The sequence below is a fragment of the Desulfobotulus mexicanus genome, from assembly GCF_006175995.1.
Classification (GTDB): domain Bacteria; phylum Desulfobacterota; class Desulfobacteria; order Desulfobacterales; family ASO4-4; genus Desulfobotulus; species Desulfobotulus mexicanus.
The window spans coordinates 17,828-39,070 of the sequence record NZ_VDMB01000016.1; the positions used below are offsets into that span (position 1 = coordinate 17,828).

At 49.4% G+C, this 21,243-nt stretch carries 11 protein-coding genes; all 11 read left to right on the forward strand.

Translation table 11 applies throughout. The features are described 5' to 3' along the window. Nucleotides 1-24 precede the first annotated feature (24 nt). Nucleotides 25-3,414 carry an ATP-binding protein gene (locus tag FIM25_RS12025; protein ID WP_139449657.1) on the forward strand — a complete coding sequence of 1,130 codons (3,390 nt, stop codon included), beginning with the start codon at nucleotides 25-27 and terminating at the stop codon, nucleotides 3,412-3,414. After that, nucleotides 3,414-7,640 (forward strand): PAS domain S-box protein, encoded by a 4,227-nt coding sequence (locus FIM25_RS12030; protein ID WP_139449658.1) that lies wholly within the window; start codon nucleotides 3,414-3,416, stop codon nucleotides 7,638-7,640. Before FIM25_RS12025 ends, FIM25_RS12030 begins: the two co-directional genes overlap by 1 nt. Then, nucleotides 7,637-9,835 carry a hybrid sensor histidine kinase/response regulator gene (locus FIM25_RS12035; RefSeq protein ID WP_139449659.1) on the forward strand — a complete coding sequence of 733 codons (2,199 nt, stop codon included), beginning with the start codon at nucleotides 7,637-7,639 and terminating at the stop codon, nucleotides 9,833-9,835. The genes FIM25_RS12030 and FIM25_RS12035 overlap by 4 nt, the downstream gene beginning before the upstream one ends. 83 nt (nucleotides 9,836-9,918) lie before the next feature. After that, nucleotides 9,919-11,976: a PAS domain-containing hybrid sensor histidine kinase/response regulator gene (locus FIM25_RS12040; protein ID WP_179953335.1), complete on the forward strand. Its 2,058-nt coding sequence runs from the start codon at nucleotides 9,919-9,921 to the stop codon at nucleotides 11,974-11,976. Nucleotides 11,977-12,160: 184 nt separating this feature from the next. Further along, nucleotides 12,161-13,363, forward strand: coding sequence for a sensor histidine kinase (locus tag FIM25_RS12045; protein ID WP_139449661.1), 1,203 nt, complete (start codon nucleotides 12,161-12,163; stop codon nucleotides 13,361-13,363). 98 nt (nucleotides 13,364-13,461) lie between these two features. Next, complete coding sequence (locus FIM25_RS12050; RefSeq protein ID WP_139449662.1) at nucleotides 13,462-13,896, forward strand: response regulator; 435 nt, start codon at nucleotides 13,462-13,464, stop codon at nucleotides 13,894-13,896. Beyond that, nucleotides 13,893-16,025: a chemotaxis protein CheA gene (locus tag FIM25_RS12055; protein WP_139449663.1), complete on the forward strand. Its 2,133-nt coding sequence runs from the start codon at nucleotides 13,893-13,895 to the stop codon at nucleotides 16,023-16,025. Before FIM25_RS12050 ends, FIM25_RS12055 begins: the two co-directional genes overlap by 4 nt. Nucleotides 16,026-16,040: 15 nt before the next feature. Further along, a complete protein-coding gene (locus FIM25_RS12060) occupies nucleotides 16,041-18,056 on the forward strand; it encodes a methyl-accepting chemotaxis protein (protein WP_139449664.1) in 2,016 nt (671 codons plus the stop codon). 370 nt (nucleotides 18,057-18,426) lie between these two features. Continuing rightward, nucleotides 18,427-18,675: a hypothetical protein gene (locus FIM25_RS12065; protein WP_139449666.1), complete on the forward strand. Its 249-nt coding sequence runs from the start codon at nucleotides 18,427-18,429 to the stop codon at nucleotides 18,673-18,675. A gap of 539 nt (nucleotides 18,676-19,214) precedes the next feature. Next, the gene (locus tag FIM25_RS12070; protein WP_139449668.1) at nucleotides 19,215-19,511 is read left to right on the forward strand and encodes a hypothetical protein; all 297 of its coding nucleotides are present in this window, start codon (nucleotides 19,215-19,217) and stop codon (nucleotides 19,509-19,511) included. Further along, a complete protein-coding gene (locus FIM25_RS12075) occupies nucleotides 19,511-21,232 on the forward strand; it encodes a methyl-accepting chemotaxis protein (protein ID WP_179953336.1) in 1,722 nt (573 codons plus the stop codon). The genes FIM25_RS12070 and FIM25_RS12075 overlap by 1 nt, the downstream gene beginning before the upstream one ends. The last annotated feature ends 11 nt before the right edge of the window (nucleotides 21,233-21,243 follow it).

The window sequence follows — 21,243 nt, forward strand, 5'->3', positions numbered from 1 at the left end:
AAATTTTATACTACGGGAGCCTGAATGTTGAAAAATCAGCCAGCCGGGCATAATAAAACAGGCGAGGCAGGAGAAAGTTCTCAGACAAGACTTTTCAGGTTGAGACATTTTCTTCTCTTTCCCGTGGTACTGGCCTTTGTTTTTTCATCTGCCCTTTATATCTATCTGGGTTACCAGACCAGCCTAAATACCATCTCAGGCTCCCAGAAAAAACTTGCCCATGAAATCGGCTCAGGCGTGGCACTTTCCCTTAATCGCCTTTTCAATACGGTAATCACCGTTGCCAGGGTCAATCAGGACATGCTGAACGAAGCGATGCTGGAAAATCCAGAACTCCTTGCACGCTATTTTGCATCACAGCTCTGGAATGTACCCATTCTGACCTTTGTTTCTGCAGGCAAGGCCAACGGAGAGTATATAGGGGCAAGGCGCAGCTTTGATAATGATGAGATTCAGATTTCAACGGTGCTGGAAAATGAGGGAAATATCTGGAAAACCTTTGCTCTGGATGCTGAAGGCCAGCGTGGGGAACGTATCATGGGCGGAGAATTTCCCTTTGATTCAAGATCAAGACCCTGGTTTCAGCACGGAGCCAAAGCCGGTGTTCTGTCCTGGTATCCGGTGTACAGGTATGCATCCTTTGATGAATTTGGCATGGGCGTCAGCATTCCCATCTATGACAGCAGCAGAAAACTTCTCGGAGTACTGACCGTAGATTTTTCTTTGCGGCATCTTTCGGATTTTCTCAAAAAAAACCACAAGCGGGGCCAGAGTCTTCTTTTCATATCAGAACCCAATGGAAAGCTGCTGGCCACATCCGCAGACTTTCCCGTACATTTTGAAGAAAAAGGAAAATTAATCCGCTATGGTCTGAATGATTATCCCATGGATATACTACAGGGAATTTTCAATGACCCGGCCCATGAACCCGAAGATCTCAAGCCCCGCTTTCTGAAAAAAAAGGGGCAGAATTATCTCCATCTGCGCCTGCCCTTCAGCGATAACCATGGTCTGAGACTCAATATTGACATCATACTTACAGAAGATGACCTTGCAGATCTTGTCACCAGAAACCTCTGGAAACAGGCGGGCTTACTTTTTCTCTTCTCCCTTGTCATTGCATTCTGGATAGGAAGATTTACACACTCCATAATCCGGTCCGCCGAAGAAACAACAGCCCATGCCCTGCGCCTGTCAAAGGGAGATTTTTCAAGCCTGAGCGAGTTTAAAAGCCCTGTTCTGGAATTTTTCCAGCTTACCTTTGCCGTCAATGCAATGGCAAAAAAAGTTCAGGAACTTGTAAGGAATCTTGAATACCAGATTGCCGAAAGAACGGCACAGCTTATGGAAAGCGAAGCCCGATACGCAAGCCTGTTCAAGGATTCCCCCTCCCCCTGCTTCATAATAGAAAATAACAGATACACAGACTGCAACCATGCGGCCGAAGCCATGTTCAACGAAACCCGGAAAACCATTCTCCAGTACAGCCCTGATTTCTTTTCCCCAGAATTCCAGCCCTGCGGCAGCTTATCTTCCGTACTGGCCGAAAAGAAAATTAATGCTGCCCTTGAACAGGGAAAACAGCAGTTTGAATGGCTTCACAGTCGGCGGGGCAGCGGAGATTTCTGGGTACTGGTTTCCCTTTCCGCCATCCGCGTTTCTGAGCGGATGGTACTTATGGCCGTATGCCGTGACATTACAGAACTGAAGGATGCTTACCACCAGCTTGAAGTCCGCAGTATGGAAGCAGAGGAGCTTGCGGCAAAAGCCGAAGCTGCCACAATGGCCAAGGGCGAATTTCTTGCCAACATGAGCCATGAGATCCGCACACCCATGAACGGTGTCATAGGTATGGCAGGTCTTCTTCTAGATACACAACTCAACGGTATCCAGCGCCATTATGCGGCAACCATAGAGTCCAGTGCAAAATCCCTTCTACAAATTCTCAATGATATTCTTGATTTTTCCAAAATTGAGGCAGGCAAGCTGGAGCTGGAGATTCTGGATTTTGATCTCAAACGCTTCATGGAAAGTTTCTCAGATGTCATGTCCCTGCGGGTACATGAAAAAAAACTTGACTGGATTTCTGCCATTGATCCAGATGTACCCTGCCTTCTCATGGGAGATCCCGGAAGGCTTCGTCAGATTCTGACCAACCTTACGGGCAATGCCCTTAAATTTACGGAAAAAGGGGAAATAAGGCTATGGGTGAGTGTTCAGGAAAAATTTGAAAACAGGGTAGCCTTACGCTTTACCGTGGAAGACACAGGCACAGGTATTCCGGCAGAAAGACTCCCCCTTATTTTTGATAAATTCACCCAGGTGGATGCATCCATAAGCCGCAAATTCGGCGGTACCGGGCTTGGCCTTGCCATCTCTCGTCAGCTTGCGGAACTGATGCAGGGTACAATCAGCGTGGAAAGCAAGGGGAAAAAAGGTTCCAGCTTCTGGTTTACCGCAGTCTTTGAACTACAGACTGGAAAACAGGCAGACCCTGAGAATACCCCGTTTAAAAGGAATTACAGACAAACACAGCCTTTGCCCTCTTTTTCCGGCCGCATCCTCGTTGTGGAAGACAATATCACCAATCAGGAAGTGGCCTTAGGTATTCTACAAAAAATCGGGCTCCGTGCAGATACGGCGGCCAATGGGCTGGAAGCCCTCCATGCCCTGAAAATTCTGCCCTATGATCTGATATTCATGGATTTGATGATGCCGGAAATGGATGGCCTTGAAGCCACACGCCGCATCCGGGACCTTGAAGCAGAGGCCGATGGATTATGTGTAGATGAGATCTCAGGAGTCAGAAGATCAAGGATTCCCATCATCGCCATGACAGCAGCAGCCATGAAAAGGGACAAAGAACGCTGCCTTGAAGCGGGTATGGATGATTACATCCCAAAACCACTGGAACCAATGGATCTTGTGCAGGTACTGGAAAAATGGCTGCCTGAAGCAACATGCAGAGAAGTTTCAGGATCTGCCTTTACAAAACAGAAGCTGGAATCATCTCTTCCGGACATTGGGCAGCAGGAAACAAAGCTCCCTTCATCCTGGAATCATCAGGGCCTTTTAAAACGTCTCATGGGGGATGAAAATTTAATGAAAAAAGTGGTGGGAATCTGCATGGACAGCCTTCCCCAGCGTATGGATGAACTTAAAACAGCCCTTCATGCAAAGGATCTTCAGACAGTTCTGTTTCAGACCCATACCATCAAGGGCAAGGCTGCCAACATCAATGCCGAAGCCCTCAGCCTTATTGCCGGAGAAATGGAAATAAGTGCTGAAGCCGGAGATCTGGAAACTGTCCTGAAAAAAATGAAAGACCTTGAAATATGCAAGCAGGAACTCCGCAAAGCAGTAAAGCAGATATTTCCAGAAATTTTAAAAGATGAAATCAGGGAAATAAATTGATGAAAAAAACACTGATGAAAAATCTGCTTCCGGCGATCTTTTTTCTGCTTTTTCTCCTTGTACTCATAGGAGCCGGGCTTCTCTGGCAACAGCAGAACGCCAGACTGAATGAAAGAATGGCCCAGAAAGCCACTGCCCTGTCCGGGCTTTTTCATCAGGGCCTTGAAATTCAGACAGATGGTCTTCGTGCTGCGGCCCAGATCATTGCCATGGATAAGGGCATGCAAGAAACCATGAAAGAAGGGAATAGAGAACAACTGCTTTCGGACTGGCGGGAAACCGGAAAAATCTTAAGCCAGAACAATGGCATCAGCCATTTTTATTTCTGGAATGCAAGGCGTGAATCCCTCATACGAATCTACAACCCTGATAAGCTGGGGGGCATCAATAATCGCTTCACGGCATTGCAGGCGGAGAGAAACCAGAAAGCATCTTCCGGGCTGGAGCTGGGTTCTCTGGGAACCTTTACCCTCAGGGTGGTGCAGCCTGTGTTCAGCAAAGGAGAACTCCTTGGTTATGTGGAGCTGGGTAAAGAAATAGAAGATCTTCTTCAGGCCCTTCATAAAGAAAATTCCACCACTGAAATTGCCATAAGCATTTTCAAATCTGAACTGCAAAGGGATGACTGGGAAAGGGGCATGGAGCTTTTAAAAAGGGAGGCGGACTGGGAGAGATTGCCCCACAGTGTTCTGATCTATGCTTCCATGGGCCGCCTGCCTGATATGTTTGACGGGCTTGCCAACCATGATCAGGTAAAAGGGCATGACCACAAACTTGTTGATCAGGAAGTCCAGTCAGAGGACAGGAGCTGGAGGGTGATGGCACTGCCCCTTCATGATGCTTCCGGCAGGGAAGTGGGGGATCTTCTTATCATCAATGATATTTCTTCCATAAAAGCGGCTTTCAGTAAGGATATAATCATAGGAGCCATGCTGACGGCCCTTCTTCTGGTGGCTCTTCTGGGTCTTTTGTTTTTCATGCTGCGCAGAACCGAGAGAATGATTTTATCTCAGCAGGAAGCACTGATGCAAAGTGAGGAAAAGTTCCGTCACATCACCGAAGGCATAGGGGATGTAGTCTGGCTGCATTCCCAGGATAACAGCTCTATACTCTATGTTAACCCAGCCTATGAGACCCTCTGGGGCCGGAGCTGCCAGAGCCTTTATGAAAAGCCCCAAAGTTTCATGGAGGCCGTGCATCCCCTTGACAGAAAAGATGTTTTCGCAGCCCTGGAAGTTTATATACTCTTAGACCATTTTGATATGGAATACCGCATCCTGAAGCCAGACGGTACCTTCCGCTGGATCCATAAGCGGGTCTTTCCTGTTCGTAGCATGGAGGGTGACCTGCTTTACCATGCGGGCATTGCCACGGATATAACGGCAAGAAAGCTTGCGGAACAGCAGCAGGAGGCCTTCCATCAACGGCTGCTGACGGTAATGGATGCCATGGATGCCCTTATCTACATTGCGGATATGGAAAGCTATGAACTCCTTTTCCTCAATGCCTTTGGCCGCAGGGCCTTTGGGGACGGTGTGGGCAGAAAGTGCTGGGAGGTGCTCCAGTCCGGTCAGAGCGGACCCTGTTCTTTCTGCACCAATTCAAGGCTCCTCAATCAAGATGGCAGCGCTTCGGGCATCCATCACTGGGAGTTTTTCAATACGGCCAATGACAGGTGGTATGACTGCCGGGATCAGGCCATTGTCTGGGAAGAAGGCCGTCTGGTGCGCATGGAAGTGGCCATGGACATCACGGAACGCAGGCAGGCCGAGGAGGAAGGTCGCAAAATGCTGTCTTTGCTGGACAGTATCCTGAACTCCCTGGAAGAGGGTATTCTCGTCATTGACCGCAGCGGAAGAATCAGCCGTCACAACAAAGCCTTTCTGGATCTATGGCAGATTCCCCCTGAAATTGCCGATGCAGGTGAAGAAACCCTGCTGAAGCATGCCCTGTCCCAGCTTTCAGACCCTGAATTATTTTATGTCAAAGTCCAGCATCTCTACAAAACCCTGGAGGCCAGCAGCTTTGATGAAATCCATTTTAAAGATGGCCGTGTCTTTGAGCGCTATTCCCAGCCCCAGTGGCAGGGATCACAGGTGATCGGAAGGGTATGGTGTTTCCGCGACATAACATCCCGCAAAAGGGTAGAGGATCAGCTCCGCAGATTGTCACAGGCAGTAGAACAAAGCCCTGCCAGCATCGTGATTACGGATCTTGAAGGCAAGATCGAGTATGTAAACCCGGCCTTTACCCGTGTAACGGGTTACAGCTTTGAGGAAGCAAGGGGCCAGAACCCGAAAATCCTGAAATCTCCGGACAGATCTTCCGAAGAATACAGGGAAATGTGGGAAACCATAAGTTCCGGAAAGGAATGGCGGGGAGAATTCAAAAACCTCAGGAAAAACGGAGAGATCTTCTGGGAAGCCGCATCCATAACCCCTATTTGCAATGATAATGGCAAGGCAACCAATTATCTTGGGGTCAAAGAAGACATCACCGAGCGCAAACGGGCCGAAGAGGCCCTTCTGGAAAGCAACCGGAAGCTGGAGGCGGCCATTATCCAGGCCAAAGCTCTGACTGTTCAGGCTAAAGCCGCAGCCCATGCCAAGGGTGAATTTCTGGCCAACATGAGCCATGAGATCCGAACCCCCATGAACGGCGTCATGGGCATGACGGGTCTGCTTCTCGATACGGAGCTGGATGAAAGGCAGCTTCGCTATGCCAGAACCATAGAGTCCAGTGCCCGGTCTCTTCTGGGTATTATCAATGATATACTTGATTTTTCCAAAATCGAAGCAGGGAAGCTGGATCTGGAAATTCTTGACTTTAACCTTGAAAATCTCATGGACGATTTTTCAGAAGTCATGGCCCTGAGAGCCAATGAAAAGGGGCTTGGCTGGCAGACCTCCATTGAACCCGATGTACCCTGCCTTCTTCAGGGCGATCCCGGTCGCGTGAGGCAGATTCTGACCAACCTTGCGGGAAATGCCCTTAAATTCACGGAAAAGGGGGAGGTTCAGATTCAGGTATGTCTGGAAAAACAAGGAAGAAAAGAAGTATGGCTCCGCTTTTATGTACAGGATACGGGCATTGGCATTCCGGAAGACAAGATCCCCCTTCTTTTTGACAAGTTCAGTCAGGTGGATGCCTCCATCACCCGAAGATTCGGGGGAACAGGCCTTGGCCTTGCCATCAGTCGGCAGCTTGCAGAACTGATGGGTGGGGAGATCGGAGTAGAAAGTCTTACGGGAAAAGGGACCACCTTCTGGTTCACGGCCCGTTTCGGTCTTTTGGAAAAAGAAAAAGAACTCCGGCTCCAGACCCATGAACGGCGGAATACACTGGCGAAACTTCCGCATTTTTCCGGTCGTATTCTTCTTGTGGAAGACAACATCACCAATCAGGAAGTGGCCTTAGGCATTCTTGGAAAAATGGGGCTGCACACGGATACCGCTGCCAATGGACTGGAAGCACTGGAACTTATAAATATTCTTCCCTATGACCTCATACTCATGGATGTGATGATGCCGGAGATGGATGGCCTTGAAGCCACACGCCGTATCCGGAGTCTTGAGACCAAAGAAGATCCTGATAAAAATAAAATAGCCACAATTCCAAGACCGGGGATTCCCATCATCGCCATGACAGCAGGGGCCATGCAGCAGGACAGGCAGCGCTGTCTGGAGGCGGGGATGGATGACTTCATACCAAAACCCGTGGAGCCGGGTATGCTGGCGAAGGTTCTGGAAAAATGGCTGGGTATCGGGAAAGCGGGGATCTTCCCAGCCCTTATCTCCTCTATTGAGAAAACCCATGGCAGACCGCAGGAAGGGGGGATGGGAAATCCCCCCGGGGCCGCTGTCGTATTTGACCGGAATGCCCTTCTGGAACGTCTCATGCAGGATAGAGATCTGCTTCGAAATGTACTGGAACTTTCCCTTGAGGTGATGCCCCAGCGCATTGGAGATCTGAAATCAGCCCTGGATGTCAAGGATATGAAAAACATACACCTGCAGGCCCATACCCTGAAGGGCATGGCCGGTAACATCAGTGCGCTGGACTTCAGTGAGCTTGCTGGGGAAATGGAAATCGCCGCAGCCTCGGGAGATCTGAAAGCTGTAGAGGGGAAAATGGAAGATCTTGGCAGTGCCTATGAAAAACTCCGCAGGGTTCTGGAGGGTTTTTTGAAGGATCAGCCGGATGCAGGCGAAAAGGGGAAGTCATGATGAAACATCCGACATATAAGACAAGGTTCATCATGGTTTTTTTTTGTTCGCTTCTGTTCTTTTTTCACACCTTTCTGTCTCCGGGCATGGCCTGGCAGGAAAGGGATGAAGAACCTGTGGATTCTGCCCTCCATAGCACCCGCTTCCTTGAAAGTATTTTAAGGAGTGCACCTGCGGGCATAGGCATGGTTAAGCATCGTGTTATCACGGCAGCAAATGACTATATCCTTGATTTAACTGGCTACTCAAGGGATGAACTTATGGGTCAGAGTGCCCTTATGCTATACCCATCTCAGGAAGAGTTCGACTTTGTGGGCCGGGAAAAATACCGACAGATCAGCCAGAAGGGCACAGGCTCGGTTGAAACCCGCTGGCTCCGTAAGGATGGGGAAATCCGCCATATCATACTTTCCTCAACCCCCCTTGATCCTGAAAATCTGGATGATGGCGTCACCTTTACCGTTCTCGACATCACAGAACGTAAAAAGGCAGAAGCATCCCTGCTGTCCCGGACCCGCTGGTTTCTTTTCGGTCTTTCCTCCTTTATTTTTCTACTGACGTTGCTGACAGCATGGCTTATCCTCAGCCTCAGACGACAAAAGCAGGCCCAACAGGCCCGGCAGGCAGGGGAAGTTTCCCTGAAGCGTCAAAATGAGATTTTAAATGCCCTGCTGACCAACCTTTCAAGCGGTGTGTTTATGGTGGAAGCCCCCAGTGGCAGGCCCCTCATCGCCAATCCCATGGCTGAAAAACTTCTGGGCGTGGGTGTGCTGCCCGAGGCAAGCCGTCACAATCTTTCCGAAGTATATAAAGCCCACAGACCCGGCAGCACAGAACCCTATCCTGTGGAAGAAATGCCCATCATCAAAGCCATGAAAGGCGAAAGTTCTTCTGTGGATGATATGATTGTGGAACGTCCCGATGGCAGCAAAGTCTGGCTGGAGATTTTCGGGGTTCCCATCCGCAATGAGAAGGGAGAGGTCTGGGCCGGTCTGGTTCATTTTCAGGATATTACAGAAAGAAAAGAGGCGGAGTCCGAGCGGGAGAAATTGCAGAATCAGCTTTTTCAGGCGCAGAAAATGGAGTCCGTTGGTGTTCTGGCCGGTGGGATAGCCCATGATTTTAACAACCTCATACAGGTAATGCGGGGCAATCTCGAACTACTTACCATGGAAACAAACTTTGATGTCCGGACGATGAAACGTCTTCATGTTGTGGTCGCTGCCATGGACAGGGCGGCAAAGCTTGTGCAGCAGCTTCTTCTTTTCAGCCGCAAGGTGGAATCCAGCAGGATGAAGGTGAATCTGAATCAGGCCATAAGAGAGGTGAGCCGTCTTCTGGAGCGCACCATTCCAAGGATGATTTCCATGGAGCTGCACCTTGCCTCAGATCTTGGTTCTGTATCTGCTGATCCTGTGCAAATGGAGCAGGCCCTCCTCAACCTCGCCAACAATGCGGCAGATGCCATGCCAGAGGGTGGCAGACTGATCTTTGAAACGGAAAATGTGCTTCTGGATGAAAGCTTTGCCAAAGCCCACCCCGGTGCGGGAACAGGCTCCCATGTGCTGCTCAGTGTATCGGACACGGGTTTTGGCATGGACACCGCAACCCTCACACAGGTCTTTGATCCCTTTTTCACCACCAAGGAGACAGGCAAGGGTACAGGCCTTGGCCTTCCTTCGGTGTATGGCATTGTAAAAGCCCATGGAGGACATATTCAGTGCTACAGTGAACCGGACCATGGCACGACCTTCAGGATCTATCTTCCTGTAATGGAGCAAGAGCGGGTTCAGGAAAGGGAAACTCCGGAGGAGATCTGCCCTGAAAACGGAAGTGAAACCATCCTTTTTGTGGAGGATGAAAAACCTCTTCGGAAAATGGGGCAGGAGGCTCTGGAAACCTTTGGCTATACCGTCTTGCCTGCCGCCAGCGGAGAAGAAGCTCTGGAAATATATAAAGTAAAGGGCCAGGAAATTGATCTGGTATTGCTGGATCTGAACATGCCGGGCATGGGTGGCCACAGGTGTCTGCGGGAGCTTCTGAAAAAAAATCCCCTTGTGAAGGTGCTGATCTCCAGCGGCTATTCGGCCAATGGTCAGGCCATGGAGGTTATGACCTCAGGTGCAAAGGGCTTTATAGCAAAACCCTGGCAGCTGAAAGATCTTAAACTCAAAATCCGGGAAGTGCTGAGTTAAAATCCTTTGGGAATTGACTTAAAAATACCGCACCTGGTGCTGTCCATGGGTTCAGGGGAAAGGCAGAGGACATGAGGGCTTTTTTGAAAAAACTGAATTTTTTCCAAAAATTCAGAGAGCTAAAACAGACAGAGGCAAAGGCGCTGGCCCAGCAGGAACAGTTGCAGGGCATTGCCGATCATATGCCGGGAGTCCTGTTCCGCTTTGATGCCCTGCATTCCGGTAAATATGAGATTCCCTATATGAGTGAAGGGGCCACAGCTCTTTTGGAAATTTGTTGTCATTCCCCCTCTTTTTTCACAGACCTTCTTGCCGGTGTGCATCCCGAGGACAGGGAATCCTTTCTTATATCCATTGAGAATGCCGTTCGCCGAGTCTGTCCATGGCATTTTGAGGGTCGCTATGTGAGACCTTCCGGTGGCACACTCTGGTTCAGCGGAGCCTCCAGCCCCAGGGTTTATCCGGATCGGACTGTTTTCCATGGTATCATGCTGGATATTACTGAACGCAGGCAAACCGAAGACCAGTTAAAAAAAAGTGAATATCATTACCGAATTCTGGCAGAAAATGTAATCGATGTCATCTGGGCCTGCGACCTGAATCTCAACATGACCTATGCCTCTCCCTCCGTATATTTACAACAGGGATATACACCGGAAGAGATTCTCAAGGTGGGGGCTCAGGACAGATTCCCCCTCCGCTCCCTTGAAATTCTCCAGAAAATCCAAGCCGAAGAAATGGAAAAAGAAAAAGATCCCCAATCTGCCAAAAACCGCACCATCCGAATAGAGGTGGAGGCCTATAAAAAAGACGGCAGTATCTACTGGGCGGAATTTGTACTTACCTTCATGCGGGATGAAAAAGGAAATGCCATCGGTTATCAAGGAGTTACCCGTGACATAACTGAACGGAAAAGGACAGAAGAAGACCTGATGCTTGCCAAGGAACAGGCCGAAGCCGCAGCACATGCCAAGGGTGAGTTTCTGGCCAATATGAGCCATGAAATCCGAACTCCCATGAATGGAGTTCTCGGCATGACGGGGCTCCTTCTCGATACGGAACTGGACGAAACCCAGAGCCGCTATGCCCGTACCATAGAGTCCAGTGCCCGATCTCTCTTGGGCATTCTCAATGATATTCTTGATTTTTCCAAAATCAAGGCAGGAAAACTTGAGCTGGAAATCATTGATTTTAACCTGGAAAGCCTCCTTAAGGATTTCAGTGATTCCATAACCCTGAGGGCTCAGAAAAAGGGGCTTGAATTTCTTTATGGCATCGATTTGGATGTTCCTTTTCTGCTGAAAGGAGATCCGGGGCGATTGCGCCAGATTCTGACCAACCTTGCGGGTAATGCGGTGAAATTCACTGAAAAAGGAGAAGTTGTTATCCGTGTGAGTCTGGAAAAAAGGGAGGGGGACGGGGTCTGGCTCCGATTTAAGGTTCAGGATACGGGTATGGGTATTGCTGAAGACAAACTCTCCCTTCTTTTTGAGAAATTCAGCCAGGCGGATGCCTCCATCACCCGCAGGTTCGGTGGTACGGGGCTTGGCCTTGCCATCTCCCGCCAGCTTGCCGGGATGATGGACGGGGAGATGGGTGTGGAAAGCCTTGAAGGCAGCGGTTCCACCTTCTGGTTCACGGCCCGTTTTGGCTTAGTGGAAGAAGAAAGCAGAATCCAGTCCCAAGCCCGTGCAAAGCAGAATACCCTGGCGGATCTGCCACTTTTTTCCGGTCGCGTCCTTGTTACCGAAGACGATGTCACCAATCAGGCAGTAGCTATGGGAATTCTTAAGAAATTAGGGCTTCGTGCAGATGTGGCAGCCAATGGCCTTGAAGCCATCCATGCCCTGAAAACCCTGCCCTATGATCTGGTACTTATGGATGTGATGATGCCAGAGATGGACGGCATTGAAGCCACACGTTGCATCCGTGGCATGGAGGCGGAGGGGAAAGACCTTTACGGAGAAACAAGCTGCAGCAAAAGAAAAGGAAGAATTCCCATCATCGCAATGACCGCCGGAGCCATGGAAAGGGACAGAGCGCGCTGTCTTAATGCAGGCATGGATGGGTACATTCCCAAGCCCGTGGAACCAGAGGAGCTTGCCAGGGTGTTTGGAGAATGGCTAGCCTCCCCTGCCTGAGGGAATCTTTAATTTCTTGAATAAAAGCAGGTATTATGTCATTTTCTGGTATATTATCATAAAACTTTATGCAACCGGAGTCTGACCTGTTTTTCCAAGTTATGTTTTGTCATGGCTCTTCCTCCGGACGCACCCCTTCCCCAAAGCTTTTCAACTTCATACCCTCAAAAGAACAGGACTTCCCATGCGTGTGCTGATAGCAGAAGATGACAGTGTTTCCCGCACCGTGCTGGAATCCATTCTCAGAAAAAACAATTACGAAGTTCTTGTAACCGAGAATGGTTTAGAAGCCTTTGAGGCCATGTGCCAGCCCGATGCTCCGGCCATTGCCATACTGGATTGGATGATGCCCCACATGACGGGCATCGAAGTGGTGCAGAAAATACGCAAGGAATGCAGGGACTGTCCGCCCTATATCATCATGCTCACATCCAGAAATGATGCGAAAAGTCTGGTTCAGGGGCTTGAAAGCGGTGCAGATGATTATCTGGCCAAGCCCTATGGTTCAGAGGAGCTTCTGGCAAGAATCCGTGTAGGGGAGCGTATGCTTCAGATGCAGAATACCCTGGCTACCCATGCAAGGGAGATGGAGACACTGGCCGAGGCAAGGGCAAAGCAGTTGATCCATGCTGACCGTATGTCCACACTGGGTGTTCTTTCTGCAAGTATGGCCCATGAGATAAATAATCCCGTCACCTTTATATCAGGCAATACCCAGACAATTAAAAGGGTCTGGAATATTCTGATGGAAAATCTTAAAAACCGGAATGCCCTCCCTGAAGATGACCCGCAGATAACCTTCATTCTGGAAGAAACGCCAGCCATGCTTGAGGGGATTCTCAAAGGGGTTAACCGGATTACTCAGATTGTAAAGGGACTGAAGCTCTATGCCCACAGGGGCTCCGGAGAAAAAACCCCCTGCCTCATTCAGGACATTCTGAAAAACGCCCTTGAGTTCTGCCGTAACATCATCCAGCCCCACATGGAAATCCATGTGGATATCCCTGAAAACCTTCCGGAAATCTTTGCTCACCCCCAGCAGATAGAGCAGGTCTTCATCAATCTCATAACCAATGCCATCCATGCCATGGGTAAAGCTCCTTCAGGGGAAATCCTGATCAAAGCCTGTGAACAAGAAAACAGTATACAGGTAGAAATAAAAGACCGGGGACCGGGCATTCCTGCAGATGTCCTTCCTAAGATCTTCCAACCCTTTTTTACCACAAAAAAAGCAGGAGATGGCACAGGCTTAGGCCTTGCCATCATAAAAGACATCCTTGAAGAACATGACGGCGGCCTCCATGCCGCCAATGCTGTGGAAGGCGGTGCCGTTTTCACCTTTCACCTGCCCTTGAATCTTCCGCACAGACGAAGCCCTTCAACTTAAGGTGATTTCTTGAAACAGAAACACCTCCTGTCACCCTCTCCCCCTGGGTGAAGTTATATGGGTAAATCTAATACCGGAAATAACCTGAGGAGAATTTAATGAAAGGACACCTGCTGATAGTTGATGATGAAAAGGAAATCCGTGACATGCTGAGCCGACACTTCCGCCTCATGGGCTATGAGGTTCTCACTGCGGAGCATGGCCTGGATGCCCTTTCCATTCTGGAAAAAAATCGGGTGGATGCGGTAATCAGCGATATCATGATGCCGGTAATGGATGGGGTGGATCTTCTACGTGAAATCCGCAGACAGTATCCCATGGTTCGCGTCATCATGATCACGGGCTATGTGACCCTGGAAAATGCCCTGGCCTGCATGCGCAATCAGGCTGACACCTGTATTTTCAAGCCCCTCAATGATCTTGGCGAGCTGGAGGAAGCCGTGCAGACAGCCATTGCGGCCCAGGCCCGCTGGACCCGTAAATTCAGAGAACTCACAGGAATGAAACCCGGCACCCATGGGGGGCGATCATGAGCTTTTCAGAAATGGGTATAGATCCTGAACTTCATGCAGAATTCATTGATGAGGCCCTGGATGGCATGGCGCAGATTTCCGATCTTTTTGTGCGCCTGGAAGCAGATCCGGACAATCAGGAAATCATGGGCGCCATCTTCCGCCCCATCCACTCCATCAAGGGCAATGCCGCTTTTTTCGGGCTGATGCAGACCAAGGTGCTGGCCCATGAGCTGGAAACCCTGCTGGACCGCATCCGTAAAGGTGGGGTTGCTGTTACTTCGGGCATCACGGATATCCTGCTCAGGGGTTCCGATGCCCTGATCTCCATGCTGCAGCGTTCTCGCCAGAACGAAAAAGAAGTGCAGGATGCCATTGCCTTTGAAAACCTTGTCAATGCAGTTAACCATGCAGCAGAGGGCGAAGAAGCCAGCGAAAGCATTCTCTGGCGCAAGCTAATGGAGCAGCTTGGTGCCAATACCGCTGCCATGGAAACGGCAAGACAGCTGGCCGGTTTCTCCACCGCAGGCAGAGCAGTTCTGGACAACAACCCTACAGAAGATAAGGGCAGCTTTGGAACAGACAGTAAGGCCCCTGCTTTTGCCCACGAGATAAGGACCATACTGGAAAATACAGGGGATGAACCCGATGCTAAAAAGCTCACAGAGCTTTTTACAGACTGCCTTAACGCTGCCAGCAATGAAGAATCAAAGGAATATGCAAAAAAAGCACTGGGAGAAATCCCCATGCTGGATGCCAGTATAGGCCTTGGAGATGAAATATCCAGAGAATCCCTTCTGGGGCATCTTGCGGACATGGATGCCTCCGGTGCATGGAGTCATTCATCAGAAGAAGAGATTGAAGAAAAAGCTGAGAACGGAACAGAAACCCCGGAAGCACCATCCGAAGAGCAGGATGAAAAAGAGCCGGAAGTATCTTCTCCGGCAGCTTCAAATACATCCGGCAAAACCATGCGCATTCCCGAAGAACGCATTGATGCCTTTTTATCCTATGTGGGAGATCTGGTCACCCTTGGTGAAATGTACCGCCACCTTCAGTCCAGAATCACTTCCATTCCTTCAGCCCACGGGGCTGCCATGGAGCTTCGCCGCACTAACGAATCCTTTGGCAACCTTTCCATGGCCCTGCAGAACAGCATCATGGCCATACGCAAGGTGCCCATGAAATCCCTTCTGCAGCGCTGCCCCCGCATGGTACGCGACATTGCAACTCCCAGCGGTAAAATCATTGAAACCCAAATCCTGGGCAATGACATACTTGTGGATAAAAGCCTGATCGATACCTTTGAGGCCCCCCTCAGCCACATGGTAAGAAACGCCGCTGACCATGGCATAGAAGCACCCGAAGAAAGGCTTGCCAAAGGAAAACCGGAAAAGGGCCATATACTCATTGAAGCTTCCGAAGCCGGTGAGGATGTAATCCTCAAAGTAAAGGATGACGGCAGGGGCTTAAACCTTGATGCCCTGAGGATAAAAGCCCTTGAACTCGGCTTTATCTCACCCGATGAAAAACTGTCCGAAGAAGCCCTTGTATCCCTTCTTTTCCGTTCCGGCGTTTCCACGGCCGAAGAGGTCACGGACATCTCCGGCCGGGGTGTGGGAATGGATGTGGTTAAAACCAGCATAGAACAGATGGGCGGCCGCATTGCTGTGGAAACAGCTAAGGATAAAGGCTCTGTTTTTGAAATAAGGCTTCCTAAAACAGTGAACACCCAGATACTCACCGGCTTCATCGTGGTCATGGAAAAAACCCGCTATATCTTCCCCATGGAAAGCATTGTGCGCTGCTTTGCCCCGGAAGAAGGAGAGATTGTCACCATACCCAAAAAGGGCCGCTGCGTTCAGGACAAAGGTGACTGGATACGGGTCCGCAGGCTAACGGAATGTTTTCAGCCACACAAAGAAAAAAACAGGGAAAAGGATCTTCCGGAAGGCATTGTGGTGGTGGTGGAAAGCGATACCGGCAGAATTGCCGTGCATGTGGATGCCATTGAAGGCGTGCAGAAAATGGTCTTAAAGGAAATTCAGGGATTAAATATGAACGAAAACTTCTTTGCAGGAGGTGCCCTCATGGGGGATGGCACCGTTGCCATGATTGTGCATGTAGCCAGCATCACAACAGAAAAATAAAAAAAGGAGAATGCCATGCAAGATTCCTGGACCATCGGAAAAAAGCTGATCGCAGCTTTTACCAGCCTCACTGTAATTGTGCTGTTTCTGGGGATTATCGGTTATTATGGACTCACTCAGATGGAAAATTCCATTGATGAAATCGGTGAAGTTCGCCTCCCCAGTGTTCAGAGCGTTCTGGAAATGGAGCTTCATTTAACAGAGATTGTAGAATCCATGCGTACTCTTCTCAACCCCAGCAACAGCATGGAGATAAGAAAGGCACAGTATGCTGATATTGCTGAAGCCAGAGAAGCTTACAATACTTACAGAGCCATTTATGAACCTCTGCCCCAAAGGGCCGACGAAGCCCGGGAGTGGGAGGCTTTCACAACCATACTTCCTCAATGGGTAGCTGCAAACAACGCAGTACTGGCCATGCATGAAGAACTTGACCGTATAGCCATACTTGACCCGAACAGTCTCATCGCTCACCTTCAGGCCTTCCGTGGAGATCATTATGCCCTGGAACTGCGGATAGCCAACCTTCTGATTTCAGGCCGGAATTTTGAAGGCGGTGAAAACCACAGAAGCTGCGGATTCGGCCGCTGGCTTGAAGGTTTTTCTACGGAAAACCCTGTACTGCTCAGAGCACTTGCATCCGTATCTGAGCATCATCGTATTTTTCACTCTTCCGTGGGTGAAATACGCACAGTCTTGCAAAACGGAAATCAGCAGGAAGCTGTCCGCATCTTCAATGAACGCATGCAACCGGCGGCCGAAGGAGTTTTTGAAGGTTTTTATCAGATGATAGCAGAAGCAGAGCGGGCTGGTGCACTTTATGACAGGATTAATAATGAAACCATGACCCGGCTGCGTAATTTACAGGAACAGACCATGCATCACCTGGAACGAGTCGTGGATATAAACATGGAAATCAGTGAAGAAGAAATGGCCGCTGCCCACAGTCAGGCCTTATTCCTTGAAATACTGGCCCTTGCTTCCATGATTGCTGGTGTCCTCCTTTCCATTGCACTGGGCTTTTTCATCACCCGCAGCATCAACACCAACTTAAGCCGCATCATAGCAGGGCTCTACGACGGCTCAGATCAGGTGGCTTCTGCCTCAGGTCAGGTTTCTTCCGCCAGTATCTCCCTTGCAGAAGGTGCCAGTGAGCAGGCCGCATCCATAGAAGAAACCTCTTCTTCCATGGAAGAAATGTCTTCCATGATCGGCAAAAACGCCGACAATGCAGGGGAAGCCAACAGCCTCATGGGCCAGACCCGCCAGGTGGTGGAAACTGCAAATAAATCCATGGCTGAACTAACCTCTTCCATGACGGATATTACCAAAGCCAGTGAAGAAACTTCTAAAATCATTAAGACCATAGATGAAATTGCCTTCCAGACCAACCTGCTGGCCCTCAATGCAGCCGTGGAGGCAGCCCGTGCCGGAGAAGCAGGCGCAGGTTTTGCCGTGGTGGCCGATGAGGTGAGAAACCTTGCCATGCGGGCTGCGGAAGCGGCAAAAAATACGGCAGCTCTCATTGAGGGAACCGTAAAAAAAGTAGAAAATGGAAGCGGACTTGTTACCCGCACCAATCAGGCCTTTGCTGAAGTGTCCGTCAGCAGTGAGCGTGTAGGACAGCTTGTGGCGGAAATTGCCGCAGCATCCAAAGAGCAGGCCCAGGGCATAGAACAGATCAACAAGGCCGTTGCTGAAATGGACAAGGTGGTACAGCAAAACGCTGCCAATGCCGAAGAATCCGCATCCGCATCCGAAGAAATGAATGCCCAGGCAGAACAGATGAAGGGCATGGTACAGGAACTGGTGGCCATGGTGGGAGGTGCTGCTGCCAGTGCCAGAAGAAATACCCATAGCCAGCCCAATTACAGGGAAGAAAGCTACAGCCACCCGGCCCCTGCAAGGGCACAGGCTCCGGCAAGGCAGAACCATGACAGAGGCCTGAAGAGACCACCCCAGACCAAGGGCAGGGAAATCAGCCCTAAGCAGGTCATCCCCATGGATGATGATGATTTTGGCCGGTTTTAATCATGGGAATGGAAAGTGAGAAGTAGAAAGTCACTATAGGGGCAGGCCACTGTGCCTGCCCATCCTTAATAAAGACCCTGAAGCAAAGATTTCTCAACATGTGATATACTGCTTTGGCAATCAGGGTTTTAAGGTTTTTGATATTGATAAAGGATAGGACATGACATAGGCTGTCTAAAACCCATCAAAAAATGCCATTTATTTTCACCGGTTTTTAATATCCACCACCTGACTATCCGTCAAAGGCAGAGGATTTTTGATAGTTATTTTAAAGGGAATGCAGTGAGCGCTGTTTGATAAGCGGATAAAAACCGGGCAAAAATTTGAGACCATTTTAGACGGCCTAAGCCTGAAAGGAAAGGAGCTTGCCATGACTACAGCGGAAAGATTGATAAACGAAGGTATGATGATGGGCCGTAATGAAGGTGAGGAAATTGGTGTGGTTAAAGGCATGTACAGCGAGAAGTACCAGACCATTATGAGTCTCCGTGAGTTTAATATGAAACCAGAGGATATTGCCAAGGCAACCAGGCTTACCCCTGAGAAGGTCAGAGAAGTCCTTGCCGCTGGTGACAAGGGGCTGGATCTGCTCATAGGCGACAGCGCCACCAAACAATAGTTGCGGCTCCATATCCATCTGCTCTGCTGTGGTTGCTGTATTTGCAGCCATTGCAGGGTTGGGGATTCTTTTTTCTTTGCCCTGCTTTATTTGACTTCTTCAGTTTCAGTTCAGCCCCTACCCTCCCCCGAATGCGGACACGATTCTTGGGAATTCTTTTTCTCTTTTATAATGGGTTTTTCTGTGTGGGCCTTGCCCTGCTGCATGTTAGGCTCGTAGGAGCGGGCGTATGAAAACAACGATCAGAATTACAACGGATCTGGTTTATCAATGGGCAGAATCATTAAAAGTCCCGTCCCCTAACTTTAACTTCGTAAAAAATCGTGTCCCTTGACTGTTGTTCTTGCATTCAATGGAAGCTGTATGATAAAAAGAGTTTACATTTTTTATCATATATGTTTTTTTGTAATTATTTTTTGAAACATGACCTTGAGCATCTCTATTCTTGCCACGTTTTGGATGCTACACATTAAAAAACTCTGACTCACTTAAGGGTATGCATACCCTTTTCATCAGCTTCTGAGTGACAAGGATAAAGCATGATAAAAAATGTTTTTTGTGTGGCTAAAACATTGCGGGGGGGGCAAAAACCCTTAGCAAAATCCTTCTTCTCTGTACCTGTCAAAAAATGGACCCATTACTTAAAAAAAACATCCTCCTGCCCTGCTTCAATTTTTTTCACTCCAAAATTCAGCCCTTCCCTGTGGTTATACTGGGTAATGGCAGAAACTTCCTACCTGCACCAATTCTTTTTCTTTCATAGGTGTTCAGAAAATCAGAAATCAAAAACAGAGAAACTGGCTGAAGCAAAAAAAACATGGGAGGAGATTTCATAATGAAAAATATTCGTATCAGTATGAAACTGACCGCAGGATTTCTAGCTGTTACTTCCATCGCCCTTGTCATAGGTCTGATGGGCTGGAATGCCATCGGCAAACTGGAAAAAGGAATCATCAACATGGCGGACAACCGCATTCCGGATTTACTGGCTTTAAGTAATCTGAACCGGGAACGCATGGCCGTCCGGGCACAGACACTGGATGTCTGGATTGAAGAGAATTCTGACCATGGGGTTGCGGTGGCCTCCTACCGCCGCATCCAGCAGCAGCGCAGGGCAAGCTGGGCTGAAGTAGACGAAGCCATGAAAACCCTCAAAAGCATCCCCAGGGCAATGCCCAGGGGCCGAGAACTCCTTGCAGCCGTTGAAAAAGAATATGAAGCATGGCGCAAGGTTTATGTGGAGCTGGACAGCCTGATAGACCGCTTCATCAACAGCAGAAATTCAGAAGAGCGTTCAGTCCTTTACCGTGAATACCGTGCAACAACGGACCGGATGATTCCTGTTTCCGAAGCCATGGGTGCGGCCCTTGAAGCACTCATTGAAAACAACAACACCAATACAGGCAGAATGGCTGCCGCACAGGTGGCACAGGCAGAACGCATGAAAGGAGTGATCCTGATTTTTATTGCACTGGGAATGGTGTCCGCCCTTGCCGTCAGCCTTCTTATCACCCGCAGTATTACAGACCCACTGAAAGAAACCGGCATAATTTTTAAGGCCATTTCCACAGGCGACATGACGTGCAGCGTACCCGCAGGACTGCTCAGAAGAAAAGATGAGCTGGGGGTCATGGGTAGCCGCATTAATGAAATGCTATCTTCCCTGAAAGAAGTTTTTTCCACCATGAACAATGGCGTCAGCACCATGGCTTCCTCTTCCACGGAACTTGCCGCCATATCCGAACAGACAAGTCAGGGAGCGGAAGAGTCCAGCTCCCGTGCTGAAACCGTAGCTGCGGCAGCCGAAGAAATGACCGTTTCCGCAAGAAACATGGCAGAAAAAATGGTTCATTCCTCAGAAAGTATCGGCAGTGTGGCCGTGGCCATGGAAGAGATGAGCAGTACCATTTCAGAAATTGCAGCGAGCACTGCCAAGGCCAGCAGGAGTACGGAAACATCCGTACAGGAAACAGAAGGCTTTGCCTCCATCATGGAAGAACTTGGTCAGGCAGCCAGAGAAATCGGCAGGGTCACGGAAGCCATCAGTGAAATATCCGAACAGACCAACCTCCTTGCCCTGAATGCCACCATCGAAGCGGCAAGGGCCGGAGAAGCAGGAAAAGGCTTTGCCGTGGTTGCCGGAGAAATCAAGATCCTGGCCCAGCAGACAGCGTCTGCCACGGGAGATATTCGCCAGCGCATTGATGGTATACAGCAGGTTTCCCAGAAAGCCCTTACGGATGTGCAGAACATTGTATCAAGCATACGGGGAGTCAATGAAATTGTGACAGGCATTGCCTCAGCAACGGAAGAACAATCCGCTGCCATTCATGAAGTAAAAAGCAGCCTTTCCAGAGCTTCTGCCATGGTCAATGAGGCGGATACTCAGAGTACAGAAATGACTTCTGTATCCGAAGAAATTGCCAAAGACATGGCTTCGGTCAGCATGGCTGCCATAGAGGTAAAAAGTGCCAGCAGTCAGGTCCTGCAGACGGTGCAGGAACTTTCAGGGCTTTCCGAAGAAATCCGTACCATGATGATGCGCTTTAAACTTTGAACCATCACCCC